Source organism: Pacificimonas sp. ICDLI1SI03 (genome assembly GCF_054740865.1).
Genome location: NZ_JBSQAU010000002.1, coordinates 768,729 through 790,072, shown reverse-complemented (window position 1 = coordinate 790,072; position 21,344 = coordinate 768,729). Strand labels below are relative to the sequence as shown.

The 21,344-nt window shown below is 61.5% G+C and carries 12 protein-coding genes and 1 other RNA gene; 4 read left to right on the top strand and 9 right to left on the bottom strand.

Going from position 1 to position 21,344, the window contains the following annotated elements; all coding sequences use genetic code 11:
* Positions 1-29 precede the first annotated feature (29 nt).
* The 3 genes from ACSMXM_RS15775 to rpoN all read left to right on the top strand — a co-directional run bounded on the left by ACSMXM_RS15775 (position 30) and on the right by rpoN (position 4,338).
* Complete coding sequence (locus ACSMXM_RS15775; RefSeq protein WP_460317387.1) at positions 30-1,919, top strand: M1 family metallopeptidase; 1,890 nt, start codon at positions 30-32, stop codon at positions 1,917-1,919.
* A gap of 92 nt (positions 1,920-2,011) precedes the next feature.
* Positions 2,012-2,812 (top strand): LPS export ABC transporter ATP-binding protein, encoded by an 801-nt coding sequence (gene lptB, locus ACSMXM_RS15770; RefSeq protein WP_460317386.1) that lies wholly within the window; start codon positions 2,012-2,014, stop codon positions 2,810-2,812.
* Positions 2,812-4,338, top strand: coding sequence for an RNA polymerase factor sigma-54 (rpoN, locus tag ACSMXM_RS15765; RefSeq protein WP_460317384.1), 1,527 nt, complete (start codon positions 2,812-2,814; stop codon positions 4,336-4,338). The genes lptB and rpoN overlap by 1 nt, the downstream gene beginning before the upstream one ends.
* A gap of 40 nt (positions 4,339-4,378) precedes the next feature.
* On the opposite strand, the gene gmk is transcribed toward rpoN, so the two are convergent.
* From gmk to ACSMXM_RS15730, 7 genes are all read right to left on the bottom strand, one after another.
* Positions 4,379-4,993 carry a guanylate kinase gene (gene gmk, locus ACSMXM_RS15760; RefSeq protein ID WP_460317383.1) on the bottom strand — a complete coding sequence of 205 codons (615 nt, stop codon included), beginning with the start codon at positions 4,991-4,993 and terminating at the stop codon, positions 4,379-4,381.
* Positions 4,994-5,020: 27 nt separating this feature from the next.
* Positions 5,021-6,409, bottom strand: a complete 1,389-nt coding sequence (gene fumC, locus ACSMXM_RS15755) for a class II fumarate hydratase (RefSeq protein WP_460317382.1) — start codon at positions 6,407-6,409, stop codon at positions 5,021-5,023.
* Between the two features lie 132 nt (positions 6,410-6,541).
* Complete coding sequence (locus ACSMXM_RS15750; RefSeq protein ID WP_460317381.1) at positions 6,542-7,057, bottom strand: SspB family protein; 516 nt, start codon at positions 7,055-7,057, stop codon at positions 6,542-6,544.
* A gap of 331 nt (positions 7,058-7,388) precedes the next feature.
* On the bottom strand, positions 7,389-9,677 hold the full coding sequence (locus ACSMXM_RS15745) for a CDC48 family AAA ATPase (protein WP_460317380.1): 2,289 nt from the start codon (positions 9,675-9,677) through the stop codon (positions 7,389-7,391).
* A gap of 144 nt (positions 9,678-9,821) precedes the next feature.
* Positions 9,822-10,179: a transfer-messenger RNA gene (gene ssrA / locus ACSMXM_RS15740) on the bottom strand.
* Positions 10,165-10,965 (bottom strand): sulfotransferase family protein, encoded by an 801-nt coding sequence (locus ACSMXM_RS15735; protein WP_460317379.1) that lies wholly within the window; start codon positions 10,963-10,965, stop codon positions 10,165-10,167. Before ACSMXM_RS15735 ends, ssrA begins: the two co-directional genes overlap by 15 nt.
* The gene (locus tag ACSMXM_RS15730; protein WP_460317378.1) at positions 10,962-12,113 is read right to left on the bottom strand and encodes a glycosyltransferase family 4 protein; all 1,152 of its coding nucleotides are present in this window, start codon (positions 12,111-12,113) and stop codon (positions 10,962-10,964) included. The genes ACSMXM_RS15735 and ACSMXM_RS15730 overlap by 4 nt, the downstream gene beginning before the upstream one ends.
* Before the next feature lie 20 nt (positions 12,114-12,133).
* On the opposite strand from ACSMXM_RS15730, the gene ACSMXM_RS15725 reads away from it, so the two are divergent.
* Entirely contained in the window at positions 12,134-12,439 is a 306-nt protein-coding gene (locus ACSMXM_RS15725) for a hypervirulence associated TUDOR domain-containing protein (protein WP_460317377.1), read from the top strand.
* Between the two features lie 93 nt (positions 12,440-12,532).
* On the opposite strand, the gene rpoC is transcribed toward ACSMXM_RS15725, so the two are convergent.
* Positions 12,533-16,753 (bottom strand): DNA-directed RNA polymerase subunit beta', encoded by a 4,221-nt coding sequence (gene rpoC, locus ACSMXM_RS15720; RefSeq protein ID WP_460317376.1) that lies wholly within the window; start codon positions 16,751-16,753, stop codon positions 12,533-12,535.
* A gap of 149 nt (positions 16,754-16,902) precedes the next feature.
* Positions 16,903-21,273, bottom strand: coding sequence for a DNA-directed RNA polymerase subunit beta (gene rpoB / locus ACSMXM_RS15715; protein ID WP_460317375.1), 4,371 nt, complete (start codon positions 21,271-21,273; stop codon positions 16,903-16,905).
* Between the last annotated feature and the right edge of the window lie 71 nt (positions 21,274-21,344).

Here is a 21,344-nt window from a genome sequence, read left to right as displayed (position 1 = left end):
GACTGGTCAAAGTCAGTTAAGGATTTCCCATGCCCATCGTTCGTATCGTCCTTGCCGCGGCGGCGCTAACTGCCACGGCGAACGCAGGCGCTGCCGAGCGGCTGGACCCAGCGCCCGTCCTCACGACGAAGGAAGCACTCGATGTCTGGACGCATGCCAAACCTCAGGAAGCACGCGTCACGCATGTGGATCTCGATCTGGTCGCAGACTTCGAAGATCAGCGCATGTACGGTACGGCAACGCTCGACCTGGACGTGGCGCCAGGCGCAAAAGAGGTACGCCTGGACGATGCCGGGCTGCTGATCAGCGCAATCACGGGAGAGGACGGAAACGCTCTCGACTGGAAGGTGGGTTCCATGGACGCCGACATCGGTGCGCCGCTGTCCATCGCGCTGCAGGGAAATGACAGGATCACGATTTCCTACGCCTCCGCTCCCGGTGCGGAGGCTTTGCAATGGCTACCGCCGGAGGCGACGGCCGGCGGTGAACAGCCCTTCCTGTTCAGTCAGGGGCAGCCCATCGCCAATCGCAGCTGGATCCCAACGCAGGACAGCCCCGGCATTCGTCAGACCTGGTCCGCCCGCATTACCGTACCGCAAGGAATCGTGGCCGTGATGAGCGGCGACAAGCTGACCCCCGAGGGGGTTCCACTGGGCAACGGGCGCGTCAGTTATCGGTTTGAAATGAACAATCCCGTGCCGCCCTACCTGATCGCGCTGGCGGCAGGCGACCTGGAGTTTCGTTCGCTCGGCCCGCGTTCGGGTGTGTTCGCAGAGGCGGAATTCGTGGACGCGGCCGCAGAGGAATTTGCCGACGTCGAAAAGATGATCGACGCGGCCATCGATCTTTACGGTCCCTATCGCTGGGGCCGCTACGACATGCTCGTTCTTCCCGCCAGTTTTCCATATGGTGGCATGGAAAACCCAACGCTGACCTTTCTGACACCCACCATCATTACCGGCGACAAGTCGAACACCGACGTTGTGGCGCATGAACTGGCACATAGCTGGTCGGGCAATCTCGTTACCAACGCCACCTGGTCGGACAATTGGCTGAACGAGGGGTTCACGACCTATTTCGAGAACCGCATCATGGAGGCGCTGTACGGGAAAGAGCGGGCAGCGCTTTATGCCGACCTCGATTTCGCGGCCATGGAGGACCAGATACAGGCTGCGGGCGGCGCGGATGCACCGGCCACGCGCCTGCACGGCGCCCCGGGGGAGACCGCGGGGCAACTGGACTATTTCAAGGGCGCCACCTTCCTGCGGACCATCGAACAGACGGTCGGGCGCGATCGCTGGGACGCCTATTTGCGTTCCTATTTCGACCGTCACGCCTTCCAGCCCCAGACCACCGCCGGCTTTCTGGCCGATCTGCGCGCCAACCTGATCAACGGCGACCAATCGCTTGAAGGATCGCTGCAGCTTGATCGCTGGGCCTTCGCTCCCGGCCTGCCGGAAAACGCCGTCCACCCGACATCGGAAACTCTGGGGCAGGTCGATGCTACACTGGCCAGGTTCAACGCTGGCGGCGCGGCGGAAGAGGTGGATACAGCGGGCTGGACGACGCAGCAGTGGATGCGGTTTCTGCGTGGCATTCCCCGCGAACAGACGCTCGACCGCCTGAAAGAAATGGATCAGGCGCTGGACCTGTCTGCTTCCTCCAACCCCTATGTACGCTCCGCCTGGTACGAAATCGCGATTGCCAACCGCTACGATCCCGTCGTGCCGTCGCTGACCGCCTATCTGAACGAGGTCGGACGGATGCTGTTATTGCGCCCGCTATACGAGGGCCTTGCGGCGCAGGGCGAGTGGGGCACGGCCATAGCCCGGGACGCCTTTGCTTCGGCCCGCAGCGGCTATCATCCCTTCACGGTGCAAATGGTGGAGGGCATCCTTCAAGGCGAGGCCGGGCGCTAAGCCGCTATACGCCTTAACTGCCCAGCATAATTCGTGCCAGATTACGCTATTCATCATTTGTCCTTAACGTCTGCTTCGTTAATGACCGGCCAATGACCGATAGCGAAATGACCGATACCATAGGCGAAGCCCACCAGATTGCCCGCGAAGCCGAAGCGGCGCCCGAAGGCGTTGGCGGCCTGGCGGTCATTTCCATCGGCAAAAGCTATGACAAGCGCCTGGTCCTGCGTGACGTCTCCCTCGGCGTACGCAGGGGCGAAGTGGTCGGTCTGCTTGGCCCGAACGGTGCCGGCAAGACCACCTGCTTCTATTCCGTCATGGGCCTCGTACAGCCCGACCATGGCCGCATCATGCTGGACGGCATCGACATTACGCAATTGCCCATGTACCGGCGCGCCGCCCTTGGCCTTGGCTATTTGCCGCAGGAAACCTCGATCTTTCGGGGTTTGACCGTCGAACAGAACATTATGGCGGTTCTGGAAATCGTCGAACCGAACAAGACCGCCCGCCAGGACCGGCTGGATCAGTTACTGGACGAATTTTCCATTACCCGTCTGCGCAAATCGCCCGCCATGGCGCTGTCCGGCGGCGAACGGCGACGCTGCGAGATCGCGCGTGCGCTTGCCGCCGATCCCTCGATCATGCTGCTGGACGAGCCCTTTGCGGGCATCGATCCGATTTCCATCGGCGATATCCGCGAGCTGGTCCATCAGCTGAAGGATCGGGATATCGGCGTTCTGATTACCGACCATAATGTGCGCGAAACGCTCGACATCGTCGACCGCGCGTGCATCATCTTCGACGGCAGTGTGCTGTTTGAGGGGACGCCGGACGCACTGGTCGCGAACGAGGAGGTGCGCCGCGTTTATCTGGGCGAGGGCTTCTCCCGCTAATGGCGCTTGGCCCCCGCCTGGACCTTCGTCAGACCCAGTCACTGGTGATGACGCCGCAGTTGCAGCAGGCGATCAAGCTGCTGGCGCTTTCCAATATGGAATTGGAAACCTTTCTGCAGGACGAGTTGGAGAAAAACCCTCTTCTGGAGATGCAGGAATCGGAAAGCGGTGAGACAAAGGGGGAAGCGCCCGCCGAAACCGCCGGCTCCGACGAACTGATGATGTCGGGCGGCGGTGATGGCGAAGACGCGCCGCTCGACATGGATGTGGCGGACACCTTTCACCATGACGGCCCCAGCGACATGCCGGAACAGCAGGCCGGCGCGCTCGATGGAGGGCTCAGCCTCAACGGTACCGCACCCGGCGCCGTCCCAGAGGATGCAATCGATATCGGCGAGGCGCAGGCGGCCGGCAAGTCCCTGCACGAGGTCCTGATCGAGCAGACCAGCATTTTCGATCAGGTCGAGGCGATGGTAGCGCGGCACATCATCGACCTGATCGACGACAGCGGATATTTCACCGGTAGCTGCGAGGAGATCGGCTGGCGCCTCGACATGGGCGAGGCGGCGGTTGAGGCGGTCCTGCTGAAGATCCAGACATTCGAGCCGACCGGCGTTGGCGCCCGCGATCTGGGCGAATGCCTGGCGCTGCAGGCGAAGGAGGCGGATCGCTATGACCCCTGCATGGCGGCGCTTCTGGAGCGGCTGGACTTGCTGGCCCGTGGAGAATTGGGCGCGCTGCGCCGATACTGCAAGGTAGATGCCGACGACCTTGCCGACATGATTCAGGAGATCCGGCAATATAATCCGAAGCCAGGCCTGCTGTTTGGCGGCGGGGAGGCCATGCCGATCGTTCCCGACGTCTTCGTGGCCGCAAAGCCGCAGGGCGGCTGGAAAGTGGAAATCAATTCCGCAACGCTTCCGCGCCTTCTGGTTAATCGCGCCTATGCGGCAGAGCTCCATTCCGGTGGCAGCCGGTCAAAAGATACGAACGCATTTCTGTCTGAATGCCTGCAGTCCGCCAATTGGTTGATGAATGCCCTCGATCAAAGGCAACGCACGATCGTCCGCGTCGCGTCAGAAATCGTGAAGCAGCAGGAAGCGTTTTTCCTGGAGGGCGTTTCCCGCCTGAAGCCGCTGACCCTGCGTGCCATCGCGGAAGAAATCGAAATGCACGAATCGACCGTCAGTCGCGTGACGTCGAACAAATATCTAATGTGCTCCCGCGGGCTATTTGAGCTGAAATATTTTTTCACCAGTGCCATCCAGTCGACCGCCGCCGATGGCGACGCCGTGAGCGCCGAGGCAGTCAAGAGCCGCATTGCCGCCCTGATCGGCAGCGAATCACCGAAAAAAGTGCTGTCCGACGATAAGCTGGTTACCCTGCTGAACGAGGATGGCTTTGACATCGCGCGTCGTACGGTCGCCAAATATCGAGAGGCGCTGGGGCTTGGCAGCTCCGTGCAGCGCCGCCGCAGCTATGCGCTTGAGGGTAATTCAGGCCGCAAACGGGCAGGCACGGGCTGACCACGCCACCTGCGATGCCTGGCTCGCCTCATCCCGCTGGTCACATGGCGCGCACAAAATCCGTCAGCCATGCGCCCCGCCGCTCCCGGCGCAGCCGTTCGCCCGCCACGATCTTCCTGACATCGGCAAAGCAGGCCTGCAGTTCCTCATTGATCAGGACGTAGTCATATTCCGCCCAATGGCTGATTTCAGCGCCAGCGCGGGCCATCCTGCCGGCGATGACCTCTTCCGAATCCGTACCCCGGCCGCGCAACCTGCGCTCAAGTTCCGCAAGGGATGGCGGCAGCAGAAATATGGAGACGATATCCTCCCGCATCTGCTGTTTCAGCTGCTGGGTTCCCTGCCAATCCACATCGAACAGCATGTCGTTCCCCGCAGCCAGCGCAGCCTCGACGGGCGCACGGGGCGTTCCGTACCGGTGATCGAACACGTTCGCCCACTCGATCAGGGCATCGGACGCGATCAGAGCGTCGAATTGCTCGTCGGTTTCGAAAAAATACTCGCGCCCATGTTCCTCGCCGGGGCGCGGGGGGCGCGTCGTCGCCGAAACCGAAACCCGCATTGCGGGTTCCGCCTCCAGCAACATGCGCGCCATCGTGCTCTTGCCCGCACCCGAAGGTGACGACAGCACGAACAAAATGCCCCGCCGGTTCACGCGCGCCTCCCCCTGCCGGGCAGGATGTCAGCCAATCATCGTCTCCGGACGAACGACTTCGCGGAACCGCTCTTCCGAAATCAGGTCCAGCGCGCGCGCCGCCTCCAGAAGCGTGGTGCCCTCCTTATGGGCTTTCTTCGCGATGTCGGCGGCGCTGTCATAACCGATTTCCGGCGCCAGCGCGGTGACCAGCATCAGCGACCGTTCCAGAAGTTCGCCAATCCGCTCGCGATTGGGCTGAACACCCTCAACGCAACGATCCGTGAAGGACACGCTGGCATCGGCGATCAGTCGGATCGACTGCAGCACGTTATAAGCGATGACAGGCTTGAAAACGTTCAGTTCCATGTGGCCCTGCGCACCGCCGACGGTGACGGTGGTGTGGTTGCCCATGACCTGCGCGGCCACCATGGTCAGCGCTTCGCACTGCGTCGGGTTGACCTTGCCGGGCATGATGGAGGAGCCGGGTTCGTTTTCCGGCAGCTGCAATTCGCCCAGACCAGAACGCGGCCCGGACCCCAGCAAGCGCAAATCATTGGCGATCTTGTTGAGGCTGACGGCCAGCACGTTAAGGGCACCTGACAATTCGACCATCGTGTCATGCGTCGCCAGCGCCTCGAACTTGTTGGGGGCAGTCTCGAAGGGCAGCCCTGTCAGCTCCGCCACCTGCGCCGCGAAATCCTCGGCAAAGCCCTTGGGCGCATTCAGGCCCGTACCAACGGCCGTACCGCCCTGGGCAAGACGGTAGACGCGCGGCAGCGTCGCCTCGATGCGCGCAATGCCGTCCTCGATCATGCGGGCATAGCCGCCGAATTCCTGGCCCAGCGTCACGGGCGTCGCATCCTGCATGTGCGTGCGACCGATCTTGACAATGTCGGCGAATTCCTCCGCCTTCTCCTCCAGCGCGCCGCGCAGATGTTCCAGCGCGGGAACCAGCAGCGAATTGATTTCGCGCCCCGCTGCGATGTGCATGGCGGTCGGGAAGGTGTCGTTGGACGACTGGCCGCGATTGACGTGGTCATTGGGATGCACCGGGTCCTTGCCCCCGCGTGTCCCCGTCAAAATCTCGTTCGCACGCCCGGCGATCACTTCATTCGTGTTCATATTGGACTGAGTGCCGGAACCGGTTTGCCACACGACCAGGGGAAACTGATCGTCAAATTCACCGTTCGCGACCTGCTCTGCCGCCGTCTGGATGGCGCCTGCCAGCTTCGCATCCAGGCCGGACTTCTCGTTCACCAGCGCGGCGGCATGTTTCACGATCCCCAGCGCGTGCACCAGTGCCTTTGGCATACGCTCGTCGCCAATAGGGAAATTGCCAATCGAGCGCTGCGTCTGGGCACCCCAATAGGCATCAGCCGGCACCTTGATGGGGCCAAAGCTGTCGGATTCGGTGCGGGTCTTCTCGTTTGTCATGCTGGCTCCATTAAAATCGTCATTCCGGCGCAGGCCCGGGCCACTCACGCGATGCCCGGATCCTGATTCGATGTCCGAAAGGCGGATCGCCGCCCCCGCGGGATGGTTAGAAAGAGAGGCTCTGCGCCTCAATCATTTCTTGCGAAAATCGACCGAAACCACGTTCCCCTTTGACTCGCCGCCAGACGTTTTCGGCGGCTCACCCGCATCTCCACCGGCCTCAGCATCCCCGTCGGCGTCGTTCTTGACGGAGGAAAGCGATGAACGGGGGACGTGTGGCGGCGGGAACTGCAAGGCAAAATTCACCGATGGATCGACGAACCCGATAATCGCATCGAACGGAATAACCAGCTTCGCAGGAACCTGATTGAAGCTGAGGCCGATCTCGAACCCCTCCCGATCGACCTTCAGATCCCAATAGCGATGCTGGACGACGACGGTCATTTCGTCGGGGTAACGCTCCAGCAGGTGCGCCGGGATATCGACGCCCTTCGCGCGCGTCTTGAACGCGATGTAGAAATGGTGCCCGCCGGGCAGCGACCCCTCCGACGCGATATTTGTCAGTGTCAGGTAAACGACACCGCGCAGCGCCTCCTGAACATATTCGTCATAGGGGATCAGGCTATCGGGCGGGGTTTCTTCGGTCATTCGGTACAGGTGGGCCAGACGACGGAATTGGTCAAGTGACGGCGGACGCTACAGCTGCTCAATTCCACCAGAAAAGAATGTAACCGCACCGGACCAAACTCGCCTATCGCGACTCCACACTCTGGCTGCAGAAACAGCCTATGGCATCTGCGGAATTACCCTGTCTGACATGTGGATGCATCGACTGCGATTGTCCGCCGCCGCCATCACGATTGATCGACGGACTTTCCCACATGGTGCAGGTCGTGGGACGGCGGCTGAGGCCGGATATGACATCGCGCCCCCGGCCTGACCCTATCCGTCGATTGCGGCGATGACGCCGGGCTAGCTTTCATTCCTCCCGCAGCTTGGGGGTGAGGAAGCCAATTCCCTGGGTTGCCATGGCATCCTGCTTCAAAGTGCTCTGCATCTTCTCATATTCGCGTTCCAGTTCAGGCGTCACCGATGCACGGCTTTCCTTTAGTGCCAGATCGAAATGTGCGTTGGTGACGTTACTGATCGTCAGGTTCTCTCGCAACGCGGCCATACCCGCCCGCCGCACCAGATCGTTCAGATCGGCCCCGGTATAATGATCCGTCGCCGCCGCGATCCTTGATAGTTCGACGTCGCTCGCAAGCGGCATCTTCGCTGTCTGGATTTCCAGGATTTTCTGGCGGCCCGCCTTGTCGGGAACAGGGATATAGACCAACTCATCAAAGCGTCCCGGCCGCAATAGGGCAGGATCAAGCAGAGTGGGCCGGTTCGTCGCCCCGATGACGATGACGGAATTCAGTTCTTCCAGCCCGTCCATTTCGGCCAGAATCGTGTTGACGACGCGTTCGGTCACCTGCGGTTCGCCCATACTGCCGCCGCGTGACGGCGCTAGGCTGTCGATTTCATCTATGAATATGATGGCCGGCGCTACCTGACGCGCCCGCGCGAACAGGCGGCTGACCTGCTGTTCCGATTCGCCGTACCATTTCGACAAGAGGTCGGACGATTTGGTAGAGATGAAATTCGCCTCCGCCTCTCGCGCGACTGCCTTCGCAAGCATGGTCTTGCCAGTGCCCGGCGGGCCATAGAACAAAAAGCCGGAGGCCGGTTCAATGCCCAGACGGCGAAACGCATCCGGATGTTTCAGCGGCAATTCGATCCCCTCGCGCAGCTTCGCCCGAACCTCGTCCAAACCGCCGACATCGTCCCAGGCAACGTCGGGCGCCTGGATCATGATTTCGCGCAGTGCAGAGGGCTGCACCCGCTTCAGCGCACTCATGAAATCCGCCCGCCGCACGTCCAGCCTGTCGAGCACCTCCGCAGGGATGGTATTCTCGTCCAGATCGATCTCGGGCAGCGTCCGCCGCAGCGCCTCTATCGCCGCTTCCCGCGACAACGCCGCGATGTCGGCACCGACAAAGCCATAGGCGGTGCGGGCAAGCTCATCCAGATCGACATCTTCGTTCAGCGGCATACCGCGCGTGTGAATGCCCAGGATTTCCCGGCGCCCCTTCTGATCGGGCACGCCGATGACGATCTCCCGGTCGAAGCGGCCCGGCCGGCGCAGCGCTTCGTCGATGGAGTCGGGCCGGTTCGTCGCTGCGATGACGACGGTATTCTGCCGCGCGGTGATGCCATCCATCAGCGTCAGCAGCGTGGCCACCAGCCGCCGCTCCATTTCACCGCGTGCTTCATCCCGCTTCGGCGCAATGGAATCGATTTCGTCGATAAAGATGATCGACGGCGCATTATTTTCCGCCTCGGCGAAAATCTCGCGCAGTCGCTTCTCGGATTCGCCATATTGGCTGCCAATGATTTCCGGTCCGGCGATCTGCAGGAAATTCGCCTCGGATTCATTGGCGACCGCCTTTGCCAGCCGCGTCTTGCCGGTGCCGGGCGGGCCATGCAGCAGCACGCCCTTGGGAGGATCGACGCCCAGCCGCTGAAACAATTCGGGGTGGCGCAGCGGCAGTTCGACCATTTCCCGCACCTGATCGATCGTCGACCCCAGGCCGCCAATATCGTCATAGGTGACATCGATGCGGCGGCTTTCCTTGGGCCGCTCATATTCCGTTCTCAATTCGACCTCGGTCGAATCGTCGATCACGACGATACCGGCGGGAGAGGCGGACACCACGACGAGACGAATTTCCTGCAGTCCATAGGACCGGCGGACTATCTGCGCCTGCATTTGTGGCGGCAAGCGGGGATCGACCTGCGGATTCTGGCGGCCAACCGTCGCGACAACATCGCCCGGTGACAGGGGCCTGCCGCTGAAAAAGCGTTTCAGCCCCTCCGTATTGCCCGACAGTCGCACTTCCTGCTGGGCCGGCGCGAACACCACTTTCGTGGCCGGTTTTACGTCGGCGCGGGACAGGTGGACGAATTCGCCGGAGGTGACGCCGGCATTGGCGCGAAGCAGGCCGTCCAGACGAACCAGATCCAGCCCCTCATCCTCCTCATAGGGGCCGATGGCGATGGCCGTAGTGGTGCGATTGCCGGCAATTTCGATAGGCCCGCCCTCGCTAATGCCCAATTGGGCAAAGGCGGTGCGTGGCAGGCGGGCAATTCCCTTGCCGGCATCCTCGCTGCGCGCATTCGCCACCTGGAATTTGATGCTGGGTTGATCGTCGTCCCGAGGCGCCATGTCGATCCTTCCTGTCGGTTTCTCCGACAACGGGAGCGATGCGCGCCTGTTCCCTGAAACGGCGCAAACATAGGCGGTCAGGCTGCCGAACCTTGTGATTTGTGGAATGGAGGGCTTCTGTTGCCCGGTGCCCTCCGGACCGCTGGACTGGCGCTTCTGTTACCCGGTGCGCCCCGAACCGTGCTTAAGTCGTTCTAACCTAATCCTAGAAGGATTTGGGTTAGGCGGCCATCGCAAATGCTTCGTTATCGTTAGCATTTATTGAGATTGAACAGTTTAACGGCTCATTCAGGCCGGGCAAAATCACCGTCTTTCAGTACATGTCGATCCTGTTTCAGCCCCATCAGAGACAGCGTTTCCAAAGGGTCGCGCGGTCTGTGGTGGAGCTGCCGGGTACCGCCCCCGGGTCCATTATACCTATTACACGGCAACATTTATCACCATATTCCGCCGCTAAGCGGACAGGAGGGATATAGCGCGGGCCTGCTTAATTTTCAATATGGACCGCATAATCATGCCGTTTGCAAAAACGTCGAAAGATCGGCGCGATCTCCGCATCCGCCATTAAGGGTGCGGCAGGATCCTCGCTCAGGCGGCGCCACTTGCCGACGGAGGCTGGATCCAGGTCGCGGATTTCACCAACCGCCTCCAGCAGATATTCGTCGAATTCCTTGGGCGCGCTGGCCACATTGGCGGCCATCGCGCCCAGTCCCGCACTTCCGGGCTTCACCGTCAGGCCGAAGTGATCGTGCAGGCGCTGCGCCACCATGTCGGGTGCGCCAGCCAGATCCTCGTACCGCAGCAGTAACAGCGCTGGATCGCCAGCCATGGCGTCCTGCAGATATGCGCCGCCCTCTATGCTGCGCCTCCAATGCCCCGGACTGACATAGTCCGGCAGGCCGCCCCGACCCGAATGGCTGGACAGCATCACGTCACGCGGATCGCGCACCATCAGGATGATGCCCAGTCCCTCGCTGCGGGTAAGCGCGATCAGCCGGTCAAGTTGCTGCCGTTCAAACCAGCCATGGTTACGCTTGGTGGCGTAGAACTTCGCCTCATCGCGGGACAGGCCGGCCCGGCGAAAGGCGTCCAGCGCCTCCAGACGGTCGCGCAGCAAGGGATGGTCCAGCGACGTTTCCTCATAATGAAAATGCAGGCCGCGAAAGGCGGTCATCGCCATGTGCATCATCGTCGTGCCGCTGCGCGAACAGCCGACGATGTGCAGCCGGCGGACATTGTGGCGCGCAAACAGATGCCGCCCCCATGCCGCCTTGGCCCGTGCGATCATCGCGGCGCGGTCTTGCGCTCCGCGACCAGCAGGTAACGCTGCAGCAGCCCTTCGTTGATCGTGTCCCAGTCGAATCGCTTCGATCGTTCCCGCCCCGCCTGGCCGGCGCGGGCGCGTTCCTCTGGATCATTCAGGTAAAATGCCAGGGCATCGGCGGACTGGCGGATCGAATCCGGCGTCGTCAGGCGACCGTTGACCCCATCCTCCACCAGGCTGAGGCTGCCCGTGGCGCGCGCGGCCACCACCGGCAGGCCGGATGCCATCGCCTCCAGCGTCACATTGCCAAAGGTCTCGGTGGACGACGGATTGAACATGATGTCTGCGCTGGCAAAGGCGCGCGCCAGCGCCTCGCCCGCCAGAAAGCCGGTGAAAACTCCCTGCGGTGCACGCTCCTCGATCCACTTCCGGGCGGGGCCTTCGCCCACGAACAGGGCGCGATACGCCACCTTTCGCCGGTCGAGTTCCGCCAGCGTATCGGCAAATGTATCGAGTCCTTTTTCAAGGACCAGCCTGCCTACGAACAGGATGACCTTCTCATCATCGCCAATGCCCAGTTCGCGGCGCCAGGGCAGATCGCGTTTCTCCGGGCAGAATATGTCGCCGTCTATGCCACGGCTCCAGATCTTCACGTTACGGTTCATGCGCTGATCGGTCAGAACCGCCGCCATAGATTCGGACGGGGCATAGATTTCCGCGCATCTGCGATACAGCCTGCGCAGGGCCGCCTCGATAAAGGTCTGCATCCACGCCGCACGGTAATAGCGAAAATAGGTTTCAAAGCGCGTGTGCACGCTGGCGACGAGCGGAACATAGTGGCGATGCGCCCAGGCGGCCGCGCGGTGTCCGATCAGATCCGGGCTGGCAATGTGGACAATGTGGGGATCAAAGGCGGCGATGTCGCTGCCATTGCCGATCAGGCCAAAGCCAAAGCGATATTCATCGCGTCCGGGCAAGGCGACCGACGGAATAGACACCACTTCGCCCGTCGCGGGGAAAGGCGGATTGTCGACGGTGGGCGAATAGATGCGTACCTTCACCCCGCGCGACAGCAAGTGACGCACCAGGCGGTTCAACGCCTGGTTCGCCCCGTCCTTCACATAATTGTAATTGCCCGAAAACAGGGCGACGCGCAGATCTTCCGGTTGCATCCGGCGACGCTTACCGCCGCATGAGCGAAAATGCCAAGCGCAACGCACCGCCCTATCGCGCGTTTTTCCGCTTTAAGGAGAGGCGCACCATGTCGAACGCGAACAGTTTTCAGAAAAACCAATACGTAAAATGGTCTTGGGCCAATGGCACCGCAAAGGGCCAGATCGCGGAACGCTTCGAGCGAGAGGTAACTCGCACGCTGAAGGGATCGGAAATCACCAGAAAGGGCGATGCCGATAATCCCGCCTATCTGATCACGCAGGATCACGGCGACCAAGTCCTGAAGCTGGGTTCGGAGCTTCAGGCCGACCCGCAGGACGGCTGACCGCGCGGTCGATCGGCCGCCGCCCCGGCCCCAAAGAAAAGGGCCGCCCGGACGATTGTCCGGACAGCCCCTTTTTCGGCGTAGAAGAGCGCTCTACTCGGCGGTTTCCACCGGCGTCGGCGCTTCCGGCACCGATGCGTTTGCGGCTTCCGCCGCCGCCTCGGCTTCGGCGGCATCTTCTGCGGCCTGCGCTTCCAATGCCCGCTTCTGCTTGTCACGCAGCTTCTGATCGCGGCGCTGTGCCTCGATACGTGCGCGGTTCATGGCGGCGCCCGTGCCCGCAGGGATCAGGCGGCCCACGATGACGTTTTCCTTCAGGCCGTCCAGGCGGTCGATCTTGCCCTGCACCGATGCCTCGGTAAGGACGCGGGTCGTTTCCTGGAACGATGCGGCGGAGATGAACGAACGCGTCTGCAGCGACGCCTTCGTGATGCCGAGAAGCACGGGCTTGCCTTCTGCCTTTTCCTGGCGGCTCGACAGCTTCGCATTCTCTTCTTCCATCTCGCGTCGATCGACCTGTTCGCCGACCAGCAACGTCGTCGCGCCGGACTTCGTGATCTCGACCTTTTGCAGCATCTGACGAACGATCGTCTCGATGTGCTTATCGTTGATCTTCACGCCCTGCAGACGATAGACCTCCTGAATCTCCCAGACGAGATATTCGGCCAAGGCCTCGACGCCCATGACGTCCAGAATATCGTGCGGGCTGGGATTGCCATCGATCAGATAGTCGCCCTTGCGCACCATATCCCCGTCCTGGACGGTCATATGCTTGCCCTTGGGGACCATGTAATCGACCGTCTCGCCCTCACCATCCTCGGGATGAATGAAGATCTTCTTCTTGGTCTTGTAATCACGCCCGAATTCGACGCGACCGTCGATGCTGGCGATGACCGCATTGTCCTTCGGAATGCGGGCCTCGAACAGCTCGGCGACGCGCGGCAGACCGCCGGTAATGTCGCGGGTCTTGGCGGCTTCACGCGGAATACGCGCGATCACCTCACCCGGCTTCACCTCCTGCCCTTCGGCAACCGACAGAATGGCGCCGACGTTCAGCTGATAGACGGCGGCATCTTCCGACTTGCCGGATGTCAGCGTGATGCGCGGCTTCAGGTCGCCCGATTTCGGCTGCCCCTTCCAATCGACAACGGTCTTGTTGGCGATACCGGTGGCTTCGTCGGCGGCTTCCTCCATGGAGATGCCTTCGATCAGGTCCTGATAGCCGACAACGCCGCCCTTATCGGTGATGACCGGGGCCGTGTACGGATCCCATTCCGCGATCCGGGCACCCTGCTTCACGATATGGCCGTTCTCGCCATGCAGCTGCGCGCCGTAGGGAATACGGTTCACACTGCGCTCGCGGCCTTCCATGTCGATCACGGCCAGCTCGCCGCCACGCGACATGGCGATGGTGCGGCCCTTTGCATCGACGATGGTTTCCAGGTTCCGGTATTCCAGCTTGCCGTCGAAGGATGATTCCAGCGTCGACTGCTCGGACACCTGTGCCGCGCCGCCGATGTGGAAGGTCCGCATGGTCAGCTGCGTACCCGGCTCACCGATGGACTGCGCGGCGATAACGCCGACAGCTTCACCGATATTGACCGGAGTACCGCGTGCCAGGTCACGGCCATAGCAGGAGCCGCAGACGCCAAGCTTCGTCTCGCAGACCAGCGGACTGCGGATCTGCACCGACGCGGGCTCTGCCTCTTCGACGATTTTCACGTCTTCCTCGTCGAGAAGCTTGCCCTTTGCCATGACGACTTCGCCCGATTTGGCATCGACGACATCGTCGGCCAGCGTGCGGCCGAGGATACGTTCGCCCAGGGACACGATGGTCGTACCGCCTTCGACGATGGCTTTCACGGTCAGGAAGTTTTCCGTCCCGCAATCCTCTTCCATGATGACGCAGTCCTGCGACACGTCGACCAGACGCCGCGTCAGATAGCCGGAGTTCGCCGTCTTGAGCGCCGTATCGGCAAGACCCTTACGGGCGCCGTGGGTGGAGTTGAAATATTCAAGAACGGTCAGACCTTCCTTGAAGTTCGAGATGATTGGCGTTTCGATGATCTCGCCCGACGGCTTGGCCATCAGGCCGCGCATACCGGCCAGCTGCTTCATCTGGGCGGGGGAGCCACGCGCGCCGGAGTGCGCCATCATGTAGATCGCGTTCACCGGCTTTTCACGGCCATTCTCGTCCAGTTCGTGCGCCTTCAGCTTGTCCATCATGGCGTCGGCCACCTGGTCGCCGCAGCGGGACCAGGCGTCGATCACCTTGTTGTACTTCTCACCCTGGGTGATCAGGCCGTCCTGATATTGCTGTTCGAAATCGGCGACGGTCGCACGTGCATCCGTGACCAGCTGCTCCTTCTCGAACGGGATGATCATGTCATCCTTGCCGAAGGAGATGCCGGCCTTGCAGGCGTGCTTGAAGCCCAGGTCCATGATGGCGTCGGCGAAAAGTACCGTGTCCTTCTGACCCGTCTCGCGATAGACGACGTCGATAACGTCGGCGATTTCCTTCTTCGTCAGAAGGCGGTTGACGAGTTCATAGGGTACCTTGTGCGAATTCGGCAGCTTTTCGCCCAGAAGCATACGACCCGGCGTCGTGTCGACGCGCATCATATATTCATTGCCGGCTTCGTCGGTCTGCGGAACACGTGTGGTGATCTTCGTGTGCAGCGTGACCAGGCCGTTGTCGAGCGCATGCTGCACCTCGACCGCACCGGACAGGACCATGCCCTCGCCCGGTTCGCCCTGACGGTCCATGGACAGATAATAGAGACCCAGAATCATGTCCTGCGACGGCACGATGATCGGCTTGCCATTGGCAGGCGACAGGATGTTGTTCGTCGACATCATCAGGACGCGCGCCTCCAGCTGAGCCTCCAGGCTCAGCGGCACGTGAACGGCCATCTGGTCACCGTCGAAGTCGGCGTTGAAGGCCGAGCAGACCAGCGGATGCAGCTGGATCGCCTTGCCTTCGATCAGCACAGGCTCGAACGCCTGGATGCCCAGACGGTGCAGCGTCGGCGCCCGGTTCAGCATGACCGGGTGCTCGCGGATGACCTCCTCCAGGATGTCCCAGACTTCCTTGCGTTCCTTTTCGACCCATTTCTTGGCCTGCTTCAGGGTCATGGAAAGACCCTTGGCGTCCAGACGGGCGTAGATGAACGGCTTGAACAGCTCCAGCGCCATCTTCTTTGGCAGGCCGCACTGGTGCAGCTTCAGCTCCGGACCGGTCACGATGACGGAACGACCCGAATAGTCGACGCGCTTGCCAAGGAGGTTCTGGCGGAAGCGGCCCTGCTTGCCCTTCAGCATGTCGCTGAGCGATTTCAGCGGGCGCTTATTGGCACCCGTGATCGTGCGGCCGCGACGGCCATTGTCGAACAGCGCATCGACGGATTCCTGCAGCATGCGCTTTTCGTTGCGGACGATGATGTCCGGCGCGCGCAGCTCGATCAGGCGTTTCAGGCGGTTGTTCCGGTTGATGACCCGGCGATACAGGTCGTTCAAATCGGACGTCGCAAAGCGGCCGCCATCCAGCGGCACCAGCGGACGCAGGTCCGGCGGGATCACGGGAACGACCGACAGGATCATCCATTCGGGACGGTTACCCGACTGCTGGAAGCTCTCGATCACCTTCATGCGCTTGATGATCTTCTTGGGCTTCAGCTCGGATTTCGTGACCGCCAGTTCCTCGGCCAGCGTCGCGTGCTCGGCCTCAAGATCCATGGTTTCCAGAAGCTCGCGGATCGCCTCGGCGCCGATGCCGGCGGTAAAGCCGTCCTCGCCATATTCGTCCTGTGCGTCGAGAAGCTCGTCCTCGGTCAGCAGCTGGAACTTCTCAAGCGGCGTCAGGCCCGGCTCGATCACGATGAAGCTCTCGAAATACAGCACCTTCTCCAGCTGCTTCAGCTGGATGTCGAGCAGCATGCCGATACGGCTGGGCAGGGATTTCAGGAACCAGATATGCGCGACGGGCGCGGCCAGTTCGATGTGGCCCATGCGGTCGCGGCGGACCTTCGACACGGTCACTTCGACGCCGCACTTCTCGCAGACGATGCCCTTATACTTCATGCGCTTGTACTTGCCGCACAGGCACTCATAATCCTTGATCGGGCCAAAGATGCGCGCACAGAACAGGCCGTCACGCTCGGGCTTGAACGTGCGATAATTGATGGTTTCGGGCTTCTTGATCTCGCCGAACGACCAGGAACGAATACGCTCCGGGCTCGCCACGCCGATCTTGATCTGGTCGAACGTCTCCGGCTTTGCAGCCGGGTTGTAGAAGTTCATCAGTTCGTTGTTCATGCCGCTTCGTCCTCTTGGTGGGTCCATCGACCCGTTTTCCATTTCGTCATCCCGGCGAAGGCCGGGACCCATCTCCTGAATTTAATCCCTGGTGCGTCGGTCCGGAGATGGACCCCGGCCTTCGCCGGGGTGACAACCTAGGGGGACTTTTATTCCGCTGCCTGAGCCAGCTGCTCCGGACCCGCGGGGTCGTCCTCATCATCGCCCTCGTTCTTGAGTTCGATATTGAGGCCGAGGGAGCGGATCTCCTTCAGCAGCACGTTGAAGCTCTCGGGGATGCCCGCCTCGAACGTGTCGTCGCCCTTGACGATCGCCTCATAAACCTTGGTGCGGCCCTGAACATCGTCCGACTTCACCGTCAGCATTTCCTGCAATGTGTAGGCGGCGCCATAAGCCTGCAAGGCCCAGACCTCCATCTCGCCGAAGCGCTGGCCACCGAACTGCGCCTTACCGCCCAGCGGCTGCTGGGTGACGAGCGAATAGGGACCGATGGAGCGTGCGTGGATCTTGTCGTCCACCAGGTGATGCAGTTTCAGCATGTAGATATAGCCGACGGTCACCTTGCGGTCGAACTTCTCGCCGGTCCGGCCGTCGTAAAGGTCGACCTGACCCGAACGATCAAGACCCGCGGATTCCAGCATGTCGGCCACATCCGCCTCTCGCGCACCGTCGAACACCGGGGTGCCCATCGGAACGCCGCGCGACAGATTGTGCGACATCTCCATCATTTCCTCATCGGAAAGTCCGGCGATTTCCTTGTCATACTGGCGGCCGTAGATGGACTTCAGCTTCGCCTTCAGCTCCTCGGAGGGCTTACCGGCATTGTTGGCGTGAATGTCCTCCAGCAGGTTCTTGATCTGCACGCCCAGACCGCGCGCGGCCCAGCCTAGATGCGTTTCAAAGATCTGACCGACGTTCATGCGCGACGGCACGCCCAGCGGGTTCAGCACGATGTCGGCATGGGTGCCGTCCTCCAGGAACGGCATGTCCTCCACGGGCAGGATGCGCGAAATGACGCCCTTATTGCCGTGACGGCCGGCCATCTTGTCGCCCGGCTGCAGCTTGCGCTTCACCGCGACAAAGACCTTCACCATCTTCAGGACGCCCGGCAGCATCTCGTCGCCGGCCTGCAGCTTCTCGACCTTCTCCTCGAAACGCGCCTTCAGGTCCTTCTGCGCCTCGTCATACTGGCCCTTCATCGCCTCCAGGTCAGACTGGACCTGATCGTCGGTGACGGCGAACTTCCACCAGTCCGAACGCGGCGTGATTTCAGCAAGAGCCTCGGCAGTGATCTGCTCGCCCTTCTTGAATCCCTTGGGCGCCGCCGCAGCCATCTGGCCGACCAGCGTCTGACGCAGACGGTTGAAGGTGGCGCGGTCCAGAATCGCGCGCTCCGTCTCGCGGTCATTCTCCAACCGCTCGATTTCCTCACGCTCGATCTGCAGGGCGCGCTCGTCCTTGTCGATGCCATGACGGTTGAACACGCGCACCTCGACGACCGTACCGGCAACGCCCGGCGGCAGCTTCAGGGACGTGTCGCGTACGTCGGAGGCCTTTTCGCCGAAAATGGCGCGCAGCAGCTTTTCTTCCGGCGTCATCGGCGATTCGCCCTTCGGCGTGATCTTTCCGACCAGAATGTCGCCCGGCTCGATTTCGGCGCCGATATATACGATGCCAGCCTCGTCGAGGTTCCTCAGCGCTTCTTCGCCCACATTGGGGATATCGCGCGTGATTTCCTCCGGACCCAGCTTCGTGTCGCGGGCCATCACCTCGAACTCTTCGATATGGATCGACGTAAACACGTCATCCTTCACGATGCGTTCGGAAATGAGAATGGAATCCTCATAATTATAGCCGTTCCAGGGCATGAACGCGACCAGCACGTTACGGCCCAGCGCCAGCTCCCCCAGCTCCGTCGACGGACCATCGGCGATGATATCGCCCTTGGTCACGACGTCGCCCACCTTCACCAGCGGACGCTGGTTAATGGCGGTGTTCTGGTTCGAACGCTGGAACTTCCGCAGCTTGTAGATATCGACCGCGCTTTCGCCCGGGTTCAGATCTTCCGTCGCGCGAACGACGATACGCTCGGCGTCCACCTGGTCGATCACACCGGCGCGGCGGGTTGCGACGGCAGCCCCGGAATCGCGGGCCACCGTGCCTTCCATGCCGGTACCGACGAACGGCGCCTCGGCCTGCACCAGCGGCACCGCCTGACGCTGCATGTTCGATCCCATCAGCGCGCGGTTGGCGTCATCGTTTTCCAGAAACGGAATCAGGGAGGCGGCAACCGACACCAGCTGCTTTGGCGACACGTCCATCAGCGTGATTGTGTCGCGCTGGGCCATCAGGAATTCACCTGCCTGGCGAGAGGAGACGATGTCCTCGACGAAGCTTCCGTCATCGTTCAGCTTGGCGTTCGCCTGCGCGATGGTGTGCTTCTGCTCTTCCATCGCCGACAGATAGAGAACTTCCGGCGTCACCTTATTATCGACGACCCGGCGGTACGGTGTCTCGATGAAGCCATATTGGTTGACGCGGCTGAACGTCGCCAGGCTGTTGATCAGGCCGATGTTCGGGCCTTCCGGCGTTTCGATCGGGCAGATGCGGCCATAGTGCGTCGGGTGGACGTCGCGTACCTCGAAACCGGCGCGCTCGCGGGTCAGACCGCCCGGGCCGAGTGCGGAAACGCGGCGCTTGTGCGTCACCTCGCCCAGCGGGTTGGTCTGGTCCATGAACTGCGACAGCTGCGAAGAGCCGAAGAATTCGCGCACCGCAGCAACGGCAGGCTTCGCGTTGATCAGGTCGTTCGGCATGACCGTGTCGACGTCGACGGAGGACATGCGCTCCTTGACCGCACGCTCCATGCGCAGCAGGCCGACGCGATACTGGTTTTCCAGCAGCTCGCCGACAGAGCGCACGCGGCGATTGCCCAGATTGTCGATGTCGTCGATGTCGCCCTTGCCGTCCTTCAGGTTGACCATGGTCTTGACGACTTCGAGAATGTCCTCGTCGCGCAGGGTCGTCTGCTTGTCGTCGACATCCATATCCAGGCGCATGTTCATCTTCACGCGACCGACGGCGCTCAGATCATAGCGTTCCGGGTCGAAGAACATGCCGGCGAACATCGATTCCGCCGTCTCGCGCGTGGGCGGCTCGCCCGGGCGCATGACGCGGTAAATCTCGGCGAGGGCGGCATCGCGCTCTTCTGCCTTGTCCGCGCGCAGCGTGTTGCGGATCCAGGGTCCGACATTCTGGTGATCGATGTCCAGCAGCGGGACATCCTTGATCTTCGCGGCGTCGAGCGTATCCACCAGCGCCTCGTCCACATCGTCGCCGGCTTCGGCATAGATGCGGCCCGTCTTCGGATCGACCAGATCGTGCGCGATATAGCGTCCAACGATCTCCTCGTTCGGGATCAGCAATTCTTCCAGGCCGCTATCGACGGCCTTCTTCACCGCGCGCGGTGAGATTTTCTTGTTCGCCTCGAATACGACTTCGCCCGAGCTTGCATCGGCAATGTCATAGATCGGCTTCTTGCCGCGCCATGCGTCGCCGTTGAAGGGAACCTTCCAGCCCTTCTTGTCGCGCTTGTACGTAACAGTCCGGTAGAACATGCCCAGAATATCTTCGGGGGAGCTGCCACGACGGACAACCTTCTGAATCTGCGCCTTCGCGCCGGATTCGCCGCCCGTCACCATGCGGCCGGCCTCGACCAGGCCGTGCACGCCGGAAATGATCAGGCGGTCTTTGGTGATTTCGGTGATCGTTCCCGCCGTGACGGAACCCTCGATCAGCGCATCCTCGCCCAGTTCGAACTTGCGCTCGGGCCGGTCGATTTCGACCGTGACGGGGCCCAGCGCCTGCAGCAGCGTGGTCGCCGGAATCTTGCGCTTACGGTCGATACGGACGTTGACGATGTCCTTGGCGTCGAATTCGAAATCCAGCCATGATCCGCGATAGGGAATGATGCGCGCGGCAAACAGGAACTTGCCGGATGCATGGGTCTTGCCGCGGTCATGGTCAAAGAACACGCCAGGACTGCGGTGCATCTGGGACACGATGACGCGTTCCGTGCCGTTGACGATGAACGTGCCGTTCTGCGTCATCAGCGGCATGTCGCCCATATAGACGTCCTGCTCCTTGATATCGAGCACGGAGCGGGCTTCGGTATCGGGATCGATTTCGAACACGATCAGGCGCAGCGTCACCTTCATCGGCGCGGCATAGGTCAGCCCGCGCTGGCGGCATTCTTCCGTGTCGTATTTCGGCTTTTCCAGTTCGTAGGTAACGAAATCCAGTTCCGCCGTGCCGGCAAAATCGCGGATCGGGAAAACCGAACGCAGCGTCTTTTCCAGACCGGAAACATAGTCATCCTCGGGACGCGAGCGCAGGAAATGCTCATAGGATTCGCGCTGCACCTCGATCAAATTGGGCATTTCGATCGCTTCGGTGATGTCACCGAACATCTTGCGGACGCGTTTTTTGCCGATGAAGCTCTGGGCCTGCTGCGTTGCCATAAATATCCTCGAAGATCGTGGTCACTGGGTTCCGGGCACGAAAAACGACGCGAAAGAGACCGGCCCCACCC

Excerpts from the sequence above, each read along its gene's own strand:
- rpoB (WP_460317375.1), bottom strand. The coding sequence starts at position 21,273 with ATGGCAACGCAGCAGGCCCAGAGCTTCATCGGCAAAAAACGCGTCCGC.
- ACSMXM_RS15735 (WP_460317379.1), bottom strand. The coding sequence starts at position 10,965 with ATGATCGCACGGGCCAAGGCGGCATGGGGGCGGCATCTGTTTGCGCGC.
- ACSMXM_RS15750 (WP_460317381.1), bottom strand. The coding sequence starts at position 7,057 with ATGACCGAAGAAACCCCGCCCGATAGCCTGATCCCCTATGACGAATAT.
- lptB (WP_460317386.1), top strand. The coding sequence starts at position 2,012 with ATGACCGATAGCGAAATGACCGATACCATAGGCGAAGCCCACCAGATT.
- rpoN (WP_460317384.1), top strand. The coding sequence starts at position 2,812 with ATGGCGCTTGGCCCCCGCCTGGACCTTCGTCAGACCCAGTCACTGGTG.
- fumC (WP_460317382.1), bottom strand. The coding sequence starts at position 6,409 with ATGACAAACGAGAAGACCCGCACCGAATCCGACAGCTTTGGCCCCATC.
- ACSMXM_RS15725 (WP_460317377.1), top strand. The coding sequence starts at position 12,134 with ATGAGCGAAAATGCCAAGCGCAACGCACCGCCCTATCGCGCGTTTTTC.
- ACSMXM_RS15775 (WP_460317387.1), top strand. The coding sequence starts at position 30 with ATGCCCATCGTTCGTATCGTCCTTGCCGCGGCGGCGCTAACTGCCACG.
- rpoC (WP_460317376.1), bottom strand. The coding sequence starts at position 16,753 with ATGAACAACGAACTGATGAACTTCTACAACCCGGCTGCAAAGCCGGAG.
- ACSMXM_RS15745 (WP_460317380.1), bottom strand. The coding sequence starts at position 9,677 with ATGGCGCCTCGGGACGACGATCAACCCAGCATCAAATTCCAGGTGGCG.
- ACSMXM_RS15730 (WP_460317378.1), bottom strand. The coding sequence starts at position 12,113 with ATGCAACCGGAAGATCTGCGCGTCGCCCTGTTTTCGGGCAATTACAAT.